The 13,820-nt window shown below is 60.7% G+C and carries 10 protein-coding genes; 4 read left to right on the forward strand and 6 right to left on the reverse strand.

Translation table 11 applies throughout. The annotated features are described in order from the left end of the window. Nucleotides 1-7: 7 nt before the first annotated feature. Complete coding sequence (gene parC / locus B7O88_RS01480; protein WP_088273423.1) at nucleotides 8-2,293, forward strand: DNA topoisomerase IV subunit A; 2,286 nt, start codon at nucleotides 8-10, stop codon at nucleotides 2,291-2,293. Nucleotides 2,294-2,310: 17 nt separating this feature from the next. Here the strand turns inward: parC and B7O88_RS17905 are convergent, their stop codons facing one another. Then, entirely contained in the window at nucleotides 2,311-3,858 is a 1,548-nt protein-coding gene (locus tag B7O88_RS17905; RefSeq protein WP_088273424.1) for an AhpA/YtjB family protein, read from the reverse strand. Between the two features lie 162 nt (nucleotides 3,859-4,020). Here B7O88_RS17905 and serB point away from each other — a divergent pair, with 162 nt between their 5' ends. Next, nucleotides 4,021-5,232, forward strand: a complete 1,212-nt coding sequence (gene serB, locus B7O88_RS01490; protein ID WP_088273425.1) for a phosphoserine phosphatase SerB — start codon at nucleotides 4,021-4,023, stop codon at nucleotides 5,230-5,232. Nucleotides 5,233-5,274: 42 nt separating this feature from the next. On the opposite strand, the gene B7O88_RS01495 is transcribed toward serB, so the two are convergent. The 3 genes from B7O88_RS01495 to epmB all read right to left on the reverse strand — a co-directional run bounded on the left by B7O88_RS01495 (nucleotide 5,275) and on the right by epmB (nucleotide 10,403). Next, entirely contained in the window at nucleotides 5,275-7,344 is a 2,070-nt protein-coding gene (locus B7O88_RS01495; protein WP_088273426.1) for a GGDEF/EAL domain-containing response regulator, read from the reverse strand. 60 nt (nucleotides 7,345-7,404) lie between these two features. Continuing rightward, nucleotides 7,405-9,189, reverse strand: a complete 1,785-nt coding sequence (locus B7O88_RS01500) for a molecular chaperone (RefSeq protein ID WP_088273427.1) — start codon at nucleotides 9,187-9,189, stop codon at nucleotides 7,405-7,407. Nucleotides 9,190-9,353: 164 nt separating this feature from the next. Beyond that, nucleotides 9,354-10,403, reverse strand: coding sequence for an EF-P beta-lysylation protein EpmB (gene epmB, locus B7O88_RS01505; RefSeq protein ID WP_088273428.1), 1,050 nt, complete (start codon nucleotides 10,401-10,403; stop codon nucleotides 9,354-9,356). A gap of 106 nt (nucleotides 10,404-10,509) precedes the next feature. On the opposite strand from epmB, the gene efp reads away from it, so the two are divergent. Together efp and epmA are read left to right on the forward strand one after the other, a co-directional pair. Then, nucleotides 10,510-11,076 carry an elongation factor P gene (efp, locus tag B7O88_RS01510; protein ID WP_088273429.1) on the forward strand — a complete coding sequence of 189 codons (567 nt, stop codon included), beginning with the start codon at nucleotides 10,510-10,512 and terminating at the stop codon, nucleotides 11,074-11,076. Nucleotides 11,077-11,145: 69 nt separating this feature from the next. Beyond that, nucleotides 11,146-12,108, forward strand: a complete 963-nt coding sequence (epmA, locus tag B7O88_RS01515; RefSeq protein WP_088273430.1) for an EF-P lysine aminoacylase EpmA — start codon at nucleotides 11,146-11,148, stop codon at nucleotides 12,106-12,108. 3 nt (nucleotides 12,109-12,111) lie between these two features. Here the strand turns inward: epmA and asd are convergent, their stop codons facing one another. Both asd and B7O88_RS18035 read right to left on the reverse strand, forming a co-directional pair. Next, a complete protein-coding gene (gene asd / locus B7O88_RS18030; RefSeq protein WP_200818391.1) occupies nucleotides 12,112-12,960 on the reverse strand; it encodes an archaetidylserine decarboxylase in 849 nt (282 codons plus the stop codon). Nucleotides 12,961-12,969: 9 nt separating this feature from the next. Then, nucleotides 12,970-13,779: a rhodanese-like domain-containing protein gene (locus B7O88_RS18035; RefSeq protein ID WP_200818392.1), complete on the reverse strand. Its 810-nt coding sequence runs from the start codon at nucleotides 13,777-13,779 to the stop codon at nucleotides 12,970-12,972. Between the last annotated feature and the right edge of the window lie 41 nt (nucleotides 13,780-13,820).

Below are 13,820 nucleotides of genomic sequence, written 5' to 3' on the forward strand. Positions count from 1 at the left end.
AACAAGCATGAGTGATGCACTGGATCTGAGCCTGGACGGTATTGAGCGACGTTCGCTGGCGTCCTTTACCGAGGAGGCTTACCTCAACTATTCCATGTACGTCATCATGGATCGGGCGCTGCCGCATATCGGCGACGGCCTCAAACCGGTGCAGCGCCGTATCGTCTATGCGATGAGTGAGCTGGGGCTGTCAGCCAGCTCCAAGCACAAGAAATCGGCACGTACCGTTGGCGACGTGCTGGGCAAGTACCATCCGCATGGCGATTCAGCCTGCTATGAAGCCATGGTGCTGATGGCCCAGCCATTTTCCTACCGTTACCCGCTGGTGGATGGTCAGGGCAACTGGGGTGCGCCGGACGATCCCAAGTCGTTTGCCGCGATGCGCTATACCGAGGCCCGTCTGGCGCGCTACAGCGAGGTATTGCTGACCGAATTGGGGCAGGGCACCGTCGACTGGCAACCCAACTTTGACGGCACAATGGATGAGCCCATGGTTCTTCCTGCACGGTTGCCGAACCTGCTACTGAACGGCACTACCGGTATCGCCGTTGGCATGGCCACTGACATTCCGCCGCACAACCTGAAGGAAGTTGCCGCGGCCTGCATTCGTCTGCTGGACGATCCGGGCGCCGGCCTTGACGAGATTCTCGAGCATATTCAGGGGCCTGACTTTCCGACCGAGGCGGAGATTATTACCCCTCGCCAGGAGCTGCTGAAGATGTACGCCAGCGGCCGCGGTTCGGTGCGTTGCCGCGCCGTCTGGAGCAGGGAAGACGGTGAGGTGGTTATCACCGCGCTGCCGCACCAGGTCTCAGGTGCCAAGGTACTCGAGCAGATTGCCGCACAGATGCAGAACAAGAAGCTGCCGATGGTAGCTGACCTGCGTGATGAGTCCGATCATGAAAACCCGACGCGTATCGTGATCGTGCCGCGCTCCAATCGGGTCGATCTGGACGATCTGATGCAGCATCTGTTTGCGACCACCGACCTTGAGCACAGTTATCGGGTCAACATGAACGTGATCGGCACCGACGGCAAGCCGGCGGTGAAAGACCTGTGGGGCATGCTCAGCGAATGGCTGGGCTTCCGGGTTGCCACGGTGCGACGCCGTCTGCAATTCCGTCTGGACAAGGTACTGGCGCGTCTGCACCTGTTGGACGGTTTGCTGGTCGCCTTCCTCAATCTGGATGAAGTCATTCACATCATCCGCACCGAGGAGCATCCGAAGGCGGAACTGATTGCGCGCTTCGACTTGAGCGAGCTGCAGGCCGACTACATTCTTGACACCCGTCTGCGTCAGCTGGCGCGGCTGGAAGAGATGAAGATCCGAGCCGAGCAGGACGCGCTGCGCGAAGAGCGCGATGAGTTGCAGAGCATTCTCGGCGATGAGCGCAAGCTGCGCACGCTGGTGCGCGACGAGCTCGCTGCCGATGCCGAGACTTATGGTGACGAGCGCCGCTCGCCGCTGGTTGAGCGTAAGGAAGCGCGTGCGCTGTCGGAAACCGAGCTGGTACCTTCCGAGCCGGTGACGGTGGTGCTGTCAGAGAAGGGCTGGGTGCGTTGTGCCAAGGGCCACGATGTGGATGGCACTACGCTCAGTTACAAGGCGGGTGACGGCTTCCTTGCGCAGGCCAGCGGGCGCTCCAATCAGCAGACGGTATTCATCGACAGCACTGGTCGCAGTTACTCACTGTCGGCGCATACACTGCCGTCGGCGCGTGGCCAGGGTGAACCGCTGACTGGTCGCTTCAGTCCACCGACCGGGGCAGGATTTGACGCGGTATTGATGCCGGATGAGCAGGGCTTGTATCTGCTGGCATCCGACGCCGGTTACGGCTTCCTGGTCAAGGGCGAGGACATGCTGGCCAAGAACAAGAACGGTAAGGCGTTGCTGAACATTCCGGACGGCGGTCGAATTCTGGCTCCGCAGCCGGTCCGCTATCCGCAAAGCAGTCACCTTGCTGCGGTATCCAATGAGGGGAGATTGCTGGTATTTCCGCTCAAGGACCTGCCGCAGCTGGCCAAGGGCAAGGGTAACAAGATCATTTCGCTGCCTGCGGCGCGGGTGAAATCGCGTGAGGAGTTCGTTGCCGGGCTGGCGGTGTTGCCACCGGGCGCGCAGTTGGTCCTGACCGCCGGCAAACGCACATTGACGCTGAAGGCGGCCGACCTTGAGCACTACAGCGGTGAGCGCGGCCGGCGCGGGAACAAGCTGCCTCGCGGCTTCCAGAAGGTTGATGCGGTTGCGGTAGAGCTGGGAGCTGCGGCAAGCAGTGAGCCTGCCGCAGAGTAGCGAGGCTGGCGCCAGTCTCAGGATTGGCTCTGGTTGTACAGTGCGCTGAGCTGACGCTCAAGCAGCGACTGATAGGGCTCAAGCAGGCGTTCGATGCAGAAGGTGCCAGGCTGGCTTGCCAGGCGCCGCGCCGATGCGCATTGCGACAGGCCTTCGCTGGCGGCCAGTTCGGCATCCACCAGCAGCAGGTTACGGCTGTGCTGCAGGTGTTCGATAACCTGCTGACAGGCCGAATGCTGCCCCAGGGCTTCGTCGCTCATCCCTTCAAGGCCGGCCGCATGACCCAGCGCCAGTTGCAGATGCAGCGCGATACCGGTGTCGGCGATCTCGATCTGCAGATCATGGCCCAGCACGCGCAGCAGTTCGCCGCAGCACAATCCGTGTTTCAGTTCTGATCCATCCCCTGTGCTATCTCTGAACAGTACGATACTGGTGCCATCGTGCAGGGTATGTTGTTCTCCGCCGTAGAGTTGACAGGCATGCTGTACTTGCTGACGGTAGCGCTCCAGCAATCTCATCAGGCGGTCGCGGGGCAGCCGGCGAAGGGCGTCGTGGTTACCCAGGCGCACTGCCAGCAAGCCCTGTTTCTGAAGCGGTGTTTCGGACTCGGCTTCGGTTTCGCCCTCTGTTTCCCCTGCAGTCTGCCCATGCTCGACGACCTCGCCATCGCTGTCGGTCGTTGGCTGCAAGTCTGCGGGTGCTTGCGGGCCGTCTGCGGCGTCATCGTTGTCCTGCGGCGCGTCAGGCACCAGTATCGGGATGGCACCGGAGTTGAGTGCGGGTGCGCTGGTAATCGGTGCCGGTTCGGTTAATGGCTCGGGCTCGGGCTCGGCTATTATTTCTGGCTCTGGCTCTGGCTCTGGCTCTGGCTCTGGCATCAGGCCGCGATTGTTGAGCAGCGTCCGTGACAGTTCACCCAGTTCATCGTTGCGTTTGCAGGCAGGTGCCGGGTAGACGGGGGTGCTGTCCCACAGCGCCAGGGCGTTGAGCTGACGCGCCAGTTCGCGGCCGCGATGCCAGGCGAAAAGCCCGGCGACGCAGCCAATCAGCAGTAGGCCCCAGATCAGGCGTTCCAGCATCAGGTTGGCGGGCTGGATGAATGGCGAGGCTGCCAGTGTCAGCTGTACCTGGCCGGTAAGCTGATCCTGCAGATGTATCGCAGCAATGTATTTCCCCTGGCCGGGTGCACGCTGCTGGCGGGGCGGTTCGCTGCCAGCCTCGGCAATCAGGCGATTGCTCGGTGAGTAGAGGCTCGCGTGGGCGATCATCGGGTTCTGGTTCCACTGGGCCAGCAGGATGTTGAGACTCAAGCGATCTTCCGCTGCCAGTGGCTCGGCGGCACTCGCCGCTATCTGGCGCGCCAGCGTGCTGCCAACGCGGTCGGCCTGCTGGGCGACATCCTGTTGCAACTGTACCTTGCCCAGCCAGAGGATGAGCACCAGGATCAGGATCAAGGGCGCGACCACCATCAGCGGCATCGTGCCGGCCAGCGTCGGTGAGCGGCGGCGCAGGTTGGCATAGCAGCGCAGGAACAGATTGTCGTGGGATGGCGTCTTGTGGCTCAAAGCGGGACTCTATGGTTGCGCAGGTAGGGATCTCGGGGGAGACGGGACATTGCCGGTTTCGCGAGTATAGCCATTCCCTATATGGGGCAAAAGGCTGATCTGTGAGGTGTTGGGCAAATGCGGGTAGAATAGGCGCCTCACTTTTAACTGGGAGCGAGCGTCTTGAAGGAAATCGTTCTGATCAACATCACCGGTCCTGATCGCCCGGGTCTTACCGCGGCCATCACCGGGCTGCTCGCCCGGGCGCAGGTCAATATTCTCGATATTGGTCAGGCGGTCATCCATGACACGCTGTCCTTCGGCATTCTGGTCGAGATGCCAGCCGATCACGGTAGTTCCGATGTGCTGAAAGAAGTGTTGTTCCGAGGCTACGAGTTGGATCAGCAGGTACGTTTTACCCCTGTCAGTGCGGACGAGTACAGTCGCTGGGTCACCGGGCAGGGCAAGGCGCGTCATATCGTAACCTTGCTGGCTCGCCGGGTAACTGCCGAGCACATTGCCCGGGTCAGTGAGATTACTGCGCGCTACGGCCTCAATATCGACCATATTGACCGTTTGTCCGGCCGTATCCCGGAGGGCTTGCCCGAGGATCAGGGCAAGGGCTGCATAGAGTTCTCGGTGCGCGGTGAGCCGGACGATCCGGCAGCGCTGCGTGCGGAATTTCTTGCCATCGCTCAGGAGCTGAACGTCGATATCGCCTTCCAGCAGGACAGCATCTTTCGTCGCAACCGTCGTCTGGTCGTTTTCGACATGGACTCCACGCTGATCGATGCAGAGGTAATCGACGAGCTGGCCAAGGCGGCAGGCGTTGGCGAGGCGGTAGCAGAGATTACCGAACGGGCGATGCGTGGCGAGCTGGACTTTCGCGCCAGTTTTCGCGAGCGCATGGCTCTGCTCAAGGGGCTTCCGGTTTCTACCCTCGACAGCATTGCCGAATCGCTGCGGCTGACCGAGGGCGCCGAAACGCTGATTTCCCAGTTGCGTCGGTTGGGCTACAAGACGGCCATCCTCTCCGGTGGCTTCAACTACTTTGCCGAGCGCCTGCAACAGCGTCTGGGTATCGACTATGTCTATGCCAATGCGCTACCGGTAGAGGACGGGCTGGTTACCGGCGAGGTGCAGGAGCCGATTGTCGATGGTCAGCGCAAGGCCGAGTTGCTTCGTCAACTGGCCGCCAGGGAGGGAATCAGTCTGGAGCAGACTATTGCCGTTGGCGATGGCGCGAACGACCTGCCCATGCTTTCGATTGCCGGCCTGGGTGTCGCCTTTCGGGCCAAGCCGCTGGTCAAACAATCGGCCAAGCAGGCGATTTCGACACTGGGTCTGGACGGCATTTTGTACCTGCTGGGTTTCCGCGACCGCGACGGTATGTAGTGTGGTCCGGGCACCGTCTCGATGGCGGTGCCCGGTGCAGGGTCAGTCTGCGGAGAAGTCGTAATTCATGCTGTCGCTGGGCGGCTGCAGGTAGTGGCCCTGAATGTAATTGGCACCTGCCTGCCAGAGGGTTGGCATCATGGCTGCGCTATCGACGTAGGGCACAATGGTCAGCTTGCCCTGGCTGTGCAGGGAGCTGATGATGCCCTTAAGGGTCTCTACGGCTTTCGGGTCGGACAGGTCGCGGGTGAATGAGCCGTCGATTTTGATGTAGTCTGCGTGCACATGCTTCAGCGCCGCATACGGGTTTAGTGCGCCGCCAAAATGGCTGATCGAGACCCGGCAGTGCATGCGGTGCAGTGCCTCGGTATGCACCTTGGCCTGCTTAAGGTAGGTGTTTATATCGGCGTCATGGAACTGGAATATGATGGCGTCGGCCGGTAGCCTGGCTTCCTTCAGCTTGCCGGCAATCCATTCCACCATGTCCGCTTCCTGCAGGCTTGCCCCGCTCAGATTCAGAAGCAGGTGGGTGTCTGCGCCGCGTCCGCGATGATTGCTGAGAAGCTTGACTGCCTGGGTGATTACCCAGCGATCAATCTCCAGTGCAAGCCCGGCTTCCTGGGCCGCTGGCAGGAAGTCGGCCGCTGGTACTTCCTCGCCTTCATGGTTCAACAGGCGCAGGAAGGTCTCGTAGTTTTCCGCTTCGTCACCACGCAGGCTGATAATCGGCTGGAACAGCAGGCGGAAGCCATTGGTTTCCAGGGTGTGCCTGATCAGGGCAATCAGGTTGCCGCGGTTGGCCTGCAATGCCAGCTCTTCCAGCGGGTTGAATACCTTGATGCCGTTGCCGCCGTTGTTGCCCAGTTGCTCGGCGAGGCGGTGCGCGCGATCAATGGCTTCGACCGGATCGGCGTTGGTTTCGCTGATAGATGCGACACCCATGCTGACGGTCATCCGAACTGTCCGGCCGTTGGTTTCAAACAGATGGGTCTCGATCTTGGTTCGCAAGGCTTCGAGTTGCTCTGTGGCCGCCTCGGGCTCCTGGCCCTCAATGAGGATGCTGCAGGCGTCATCGGCAAAGCGGGCCATCAGGGTGTCTTCACTGAAATGGGCGCGGAGCATCTGCGCCAGATCGGTCAGCAGCAGGTCGGCAGCGCCGATGCCGATGTCGGCTTGCAGGCTGCTGAAGCCATCTATGCTCAGGTAGACGAGGGTACTTGGCTGACCCTGGCGAACGGCCTGGTCGCGCACGCTATCCAGTTGCTCCTGGAAGTAGGCGCGATTGAACATGCCGGTTACCAGATCACGGCTGGCCATCGCCTTGAGTTTTTCCTCGAAGTCGCTGCTGGCCGTTTCTGCCCGGATGACGACCTGGGTGCAGGGTTCGCCGTCATAGCTGGCTGGAGAAAAGCTCAAGACCACCGGGAAGCGCTTGCCGTTGCTGTCCACTGCCTTGCAGCGAATCTCGTTCTGGCCACCCTGGCTGGCGTAGTGGCGAAGGAAGTCCTTGAAGGCGCCCTGATCATCGCCATCGATGAGCCCCACCATCGGTTCTGCTGCCAGGTCATCCGGATCTTCATAGCCGAACAGCTCGCCGTAAGCGCGGTTGGTATAGATATGCATGCCGTCATGCACGTAGGCGATGGCGTCCACGGAGCTGTCCAGCAGCAGCTGGCAGCGCTTCTCGGCTTCGCGCAGGGTCTGTTCGACGATGCGACGTTGGCGGCGCGCATTCAGATTGGCCAGCTCGCGGTCGACGATCAGGGTCAGAAGTACGTCGGCATCATGCGGGATTGCGTCGGTCATACCGCTGCGCAGTGCTTCGGTGCGCATTTCCAGATCAATTTCGGGCTTGAGCAGGATGAACGGGATGTCTCTGGATTGGCGTTTGATCAGGGTGATGGCGTCTTCCGCCGTCATGTAACTGGTTTCGGTCTGGGCCAGGCAGATGTCCCAGTTCTGCTGCAGGCATTCCTGCAGATCTTCGATGGAGGTAACCCTGTGGGCGCGTGTTGCGTGGCCTGCATTACGCAGCAGACTGACCATACGCTCGGCATTGTTCTGGGAGTCGTCGAGGATCAGCAGCTTGATGGCTTGGTTGTCGTTGGCCATGGTCTTCCGGGGGGTGCAGGGCCGGTTTGAATGGCCCCTTACAGATCAAGGAATTTGAATCTACAGAGACTTCCATAGTGAGTCAAAGTCATCCTCGGGGCCAGCGGTCAGAGATGCGCGCCCTGTCTCAGATTGACTGGTCCCAGCGGTCTCCTGCTCGATCAGGTGATACTCGAACTGACTGAAGCTGCCGGTCGCGCTGACGCGATTGCTCAGATTGGCCCTTTCGACCTTTCCGCCCTGCAGAATGTTGATCTTGCTGTTGACCTGAAATGGCAGGCGCGGGGTGATGATAGTTGCCGGACGGTCGATAGCTGTCACGGCGGGCAGCAACAGTGCGCGCAGGTACTGGCTTGGTTCGCCCGTCTTGCGGATCAGCTTGGCTGCGCAGGGGGTACAGTGCGGTGCAATCAGTTCAATGCCCATCTGCGTGCCACCGCCGCGGACCTGACGAATCCAGCGCACGACGGCCAGGCTCCAGTCCTGTTCGTTGGCTTCCTGGATACCCAATAGTTCGCCCGCCTGCAGTTGTTTGGGAACCTCTTTCGGCCAGGTCAGGCAGAAGCCGCCGGGACTGTGGTTGACAATCGGCAGGTTATGGATCGGATATTGGTCGTCACCCTCTTCGGCTTCTTCCGAGTTGGTGCCGTAGTTGATTTGCTCGACGCCGGCGGCATGCCACTCTACCGAGTCACCACCATCAAACGCGCTGCTCCAGCCGCCTTCACGGGCCCGCTGCGCCGCATCCGAAAACGGATTGAGCTCGGCATCGCTGGCGTCGATCATGCGTGCGAAGCTCTTGCCGGAAATCCGGTAGTGAGTCGCGCTCATGCCAATGCTGACACGCAGGTGCCCCTGGCTCGGGATTCGGTTAAAGGTGCGCTCGGCCAGGTCTCCCCAGGACTGGCTGACGTGCTGCAGCAATTCCACGCCCAGCACGCTTGGGATGTGCAATTCGCCCCGGTAGTCATTGCCGGTAGTCATGAATTCCTTGATGCCATTGACCAGCTTGCGGGTATCGAGTCCCAGGCTGTGGTCAAGGCTTTCGCCACGAATCAAAGATTTGTAGCGTGGCGGGCAGTCCATGTCAGGGTTAATGATGAACAGTGCCTTTGAATCTTCCGGGGAGACCAGCCGGGCATAACGGCTCCAGTCTTCCAGCGTGGCAAACAGGCGACCCATTGCGCTCTGGCGCATCTGATTGGGGCGGCTCGCGCCCATCAGCAGGGCGACCAGATAGCATTGTTCGATACTCAGGGGTTGGCGGTCAGCGCTCTCGCTGTCCGGTACCGGTGTCTGGTGGAGGTTGCGTTTGCGCGCCAGTTGGTACAGTTGGTGCAACTCGAGCCAGACCCCATCTGCTACCGGGCAGTAAAGCTGGAAAGCACGCAGAAGTGGCCCGCACAACCCGCGGATTGATCGCTGCAGGGCCAGTGTCATCAGGTTGGCGTGATCGCGTGATTTGATACTGCGTTCCTGGGCAACGATGATCTTGTAGCCGTTGGCCAGATGGTTCTGCAGCGACTGGGACAGATTGGCAACCTTGCGCGGCTTGTCTTCGAGCACAATCGATTGGCCCAGGTAGTAGCGCGATAGGGCGGTGCAGACATAGTGCACCTCGGGCCGAATGCGCTCCAGCATGGCCAGGCGCTTGTCGGCAGGCACGTCGTACTGGTTCAGTTCAATCAGTCCCTGATAGAGCTGGCGCGCCGTTTCACCGATATTGGCTTTTGGCAGGTTGGCTAGCCACTGGGCTATGCCTTTCTCGGACCCTTCTGCAAAACTCAGGTTACTGAGTGTCTGCTGGGGTATCCGCAAATGCAGCTTTTGCGTTGTGCTATCCATAACTGTCGTATCCAGTACAAGCGTCTATGGCCTGATTCCGGCCCACGGGGTGTGCCGGTCTTCCGTGGCTCTGTGGGGGGAAACAGCCTTCCGAAAACACACTCTAGCAGCTTAGCTGACAACTGGCTAAGCCCGCTCCCTGCCGTTGCCACCAAGGCTGATGATTATGCCTGATTGCCCGTTGGGGGCGCGTCCTGTTGCAGCTCTACGCTGACCGGCACCTTGCCCGGCTCGCCGGCAACTTCCCGCACCAGCCTGGGTACCAGGTAGCCCGGCATGCGGGTGAGCATGGCGCCGACCAGCGCGCGAGCCTCGTCATCCGGGACCATAAAGTGGCTGGCGCCGCGGACGCGGTCAAGCAAATGGAGATAATAGGGCAATATACCGGCATCGCCTAGTGCCTCACCCAGCGCTTGCTGCGCCGTCAGGCTGTCGTTGACGCCGCGCAGCAAGACGGCCTGATTGAGCAGTATGACGCCGGCCTGGCGCAAAAGGGCTGCTGCTTCTGCGGTTCGGGCGTCCAGTTCGGCTGCATGATTGCAATGCCAGACCATGGTGACCGGCAGGCGCGTACCGCACAGCGCGTCGATCAGCTCGGGGGTGATGCGTTGTGGTATGACGACAGGCAGTCGGGTGTGCACGCGCAGGCGTCGTACGTGGGCGATGGCGGCAATCTCGCGGGTCAGCCAGGCCAGGCGTCGGTCGTTGGCTGCGAGCGGATCGCCGCCGCTGTAGATGACCTCGCTGATACTGCTGTCGTTGCGGATATATTCGAGGGCGTCGTTCCACTCGCTGGTGCTGAGGTTGTTGTCGTCATAGGGGAAATGGCGACGGAAGCAATAGCGGCAGTTGACAGCGCAACCACTGCTGACGACCAGCAGCAGGCGACCATGGTACTTGTGAATGATCCCGGGCCTGGCGTTGGTGTGCTGTTCTCCGAGGGGGTCGAGTACATACCCGGGCTGCTCTGCCAACTCTTCGCCGATCGGCAGGACCTGACGCAGCAAAGGGTCATTGATATCGCCCGGACGCATACGGCTGAGGTAAGGCTCCGGGACCCTCAGCGGAAATGTCTCGGCTGCAGCCAGAGCCGCAGGCAGAAGTGTGCTTTCGAGATGCAGGCGGCGCAGAAGCTCGGCGGGGCTGGTGATGCTGTTGGCCAGAATATTTTGCCAGCTGGCGGACTCAACACGAACTGCAGAACCATGTATCATTGGCGTTTTTCCGCGCATGGGTGTCAGGGTGTCCGACTGACGGCCTCGCACACTGGCTGGTGTGGCGCGAGTCGGATCATCCATTCAATTTAAAGTGGGAACTTGTATGGCCAACTATTCTACCAACGAATTCAAACCGGGTCTTAAGGTGATGCTGGACGGTGATCCGTGCTCGATTCTGGAGAACGAATACGTCAAACCGGGTAAAGGCCAGGCGTTTAACCGCGTCAAGGTCCGTAACCTGAAGACCGGTCGCGTCAACGAGCGCACCTTCAAGTCGGGCGACAGCCTGGAAGGCGCCGACGTGATGGATCGCGAGATGGAGTACCTGTACTCCGACGGTGAGTTCTGGCACTTCATGGCGACCGACGGCTCCTTCGAGCAGTACGGCGCTGACGAGAAGGCGGTTGGCGACTGCATGAACTGGATGAAAGAGCAGGTGGTTTACACTGTGACCCTGTTCAATGGTGCGCCTATTGCGGTGACTCCGCCGAACTTTGTCGAGCTGGAAGTCGTTGAAACCGACCCGGGCGTGCGTGGTGATACCTCCGGTGGCGGCAACAAGCCGGCCAAGCTGGTAACCGGTGCAGTGGTCAAGGTGCCGCTGTTTATCAACACCGGCGACGTGCTCAAGGTTGATACCCGTTCCAGCGAGTATGTTGGTCGCGCGTAACGGTTTTGGTGGTTGAAGATACCGGGGCCTGTCCCCGGTTTTTTGTGTCCGTAAATTGAGGTAGGCAGCATGAATCGACTGTGGCAACCCAGTGCAACCATCGACGCTCTGCGTCAGCGCGCGGGCATTATCAATCGTATTCGCGCGTTCTTTGCCGAGCGTGGTGTGCTGGAGGTGGATACGCCCAGCCTGTCACATGCGGCTGTCAGCGACCCGTTCCTGCACCCCTTTTCTGCCCAATACATCCCCGAGGGCGGTGGGCAGGCAGCAACGCTGTATCTGCATACCTCACCCGAATATCCGATGAAGCGTTTGCTGGCGGCGGGCAGTGGCGCGATCTGGCAGCTGTGCAAGGTCTATCGCAACGGCGAGATCGGCAGGCGGCATAATCCTGAATTCAGCATGCTCGAGTGGTATCGCCCAGGGTTTGATCACCATCAGCTAATGGATGAAGTTGATGCGCTGGTGCGCGCTGTGCTTGCCGGCGAGTCGGCGCGGCGGATTACTTATGCCGCCGTGTTTGCCGAGCATACCGGTCTGGATATTCATCAGTGCAGTGACGCCGATCTGCAAAGCCTGGCCGCCGCGCGCTGCGGATTCCAGGGAGAGTTGTCGCGCGGCGGCTATCTGAATTTGCTGTTTTCCGAATGTGTCGAGCCCCGGTTGCAGGCGCCGACCATGGTGTACGCGTTTCCCGCATCGCAGGCGGCACTGGCGCGGGTTGTCGAGGGCGATGATCGGGTGCCGAGCGCCGCGCGCTTCGAAATGTTCGTCAAGGGCATGGAACTGGCCAACGGCTACTTCGAACTCACTGATGCCGATGAGCAGTTGCGGCGCTTTGAGGCAGATCAGGCCCAGCGTAAAGCGCTGGGCCTCACTGCATTGCCGATCGACATGCCACTGGTAGACGCGTTGCGCTCTGGCATGCCCTCGTGCGCAGGTGTGGCGCTGGGGGTGGATCGACTGGTGATGCTGGCGCTGGGCGCCAGCACGATTGGTGAGGTTATCGCGTTCGATACGCAGCGTGCCTGAGGATCAGGCAACGCTGCCCATCAGTTGCCCCATCTGCACGCTAGCCCCGGCCTTGAGGGCTTCGCTCCAGTGTATTGCCTCTGGGCCGAACAGCACGATGGCGGTTGAGCCGAGTTTGAAGCGGCCCATCTCATTGCCTTTCTCCAGCTTCGGGGCGGCCTGGCCGTAAGCGGTGCTGCGCAGCGTACGGCTGGGCGGGGCAACCAGGCCAGCCCACACCGTCTCAACCGACGCAACGATCATGGCGCCGACCAGAACGACGGCCATTGGACCGGCTTCGGTATCGAACAGGCACACCACGCGCTCGTTGCGGGCGAACAACTCCGGTACGTTCTCGGCGGTCGTCTGGTTGACCGAGAACAGTTTGCCCGGAACGTAGATCATTTCCTTCAGGGTGCCGCCAAAGGGCATGTGTACGCGGTGGTAGTCCTTGGGCGAGAGGTAAACAGTCGCGAACTCGCCGCCCTGGAAGTCGGCCGCCAGCTCGGCATTGCCGCCGAGCAACTCCTGCACGCTGAAGCTGTGCCCCTTGGCCTGAAAGATACGGCCGTGTTCAATCTTGCCGAGCTGACTGATGGCACCGTCGGCCGGGCAGAGGATGCCACCGGGGGTCTGATCCAGCGGGCGGGCATCGGGCTTGAGTGCGCGGGTGAAAAAGTCGTTGAAGCTGCTGTAAGCGGTTGGGTTCTCTTCTTGTGCCTCGCTCATGTCGACCTGGTAGCGTTTGACAAACCAGGTAATGAACGGGTTTTTGACCCAGCCCCAGGTGCAATTGGCCAGGCAGCCGGCCAGACGCGAGAGCAGGTGGTGCGGCAGCAGGTACTGAAACAGGATAAACAGACGATCAGGCATGGTGCTTCCTTAGAGTTCTACTGCGGTGTCTGGATGGTTACCCCACTCGGACCATGAGCCTGCGTAGGCTCTGACGCGTGGGTAGCCCAGCAGCTTGGCTGCCAGATAGGTGAAGCCGGAACGGTGGTGCGTCTGGCAGTGGGTGACGATTTCCTTGTCCGGTGTGATGCCCAGCTTGAGCAGCTGTTCGGCCATGTCCGAGCGCATGCGCAGGCCGCGCTCGGGGTCCATCCCGGCAGTCCATTCAAAATTGACTGCGCCGGGAATATGGCCGCCTTTGCTGGCGACAACCTTCTCACCACGGTACTCCTGTGGCGAGCGAGCATCCCAGATGACCCGGTCTGGATTGTGCAGGTCTGCCATCAGCTCCGTCAGGGTGATGGTGTGGTCGTTGTTCGGTGTAATTGTTGGCGTCGTGGGTGTGGCCTGCTGCGGTGCACTTTCCAGCGGCAGCCCGTCTTCGATCCAGGCCTTGAGGCCGCCGTTAATATAGCTGTAGCGGGTGTGACCAATGCAGTCGAGCATCCAGATAAAACGCCCCGCCCAGCCTCCACCCTCGTCGTCGTAAACGACATAGTGGATATCATCCTGGTGACCCAGCTCGGCAAAAATGGCCTGCAGCTCGGGCAGGCCGGGCAGCGGGCCCGGACGTGGTGCGGGTGAGGCGGTACGTGCGGGCGCAAGATGCACGGCGCCGGGAATATGCCCTGCCTGATACTGGGCCGTGCTGCACAGATCAACCAGGCGGACCTGTTCGCTGTTCAGAGGCAGCGGCAGCTCAGCGGGGTCAATCAGTAGTGGCAGCGTAAGGGATGCCATGAACAAGGTCTCCTGCAGTGGAGCAAACTGGCGCTCCGTCA

The sequence above is a fragment of the Halopseudomonas aestusnigri genome, assembly GCF_002197985.1.
GTDB lineage: Bacteria > Pseudomonadota > Gammaproteobacteria > Pseudomonadales > Pseudomonadaceae > Halopseudomonas > Halopseudomonas aestusnigri.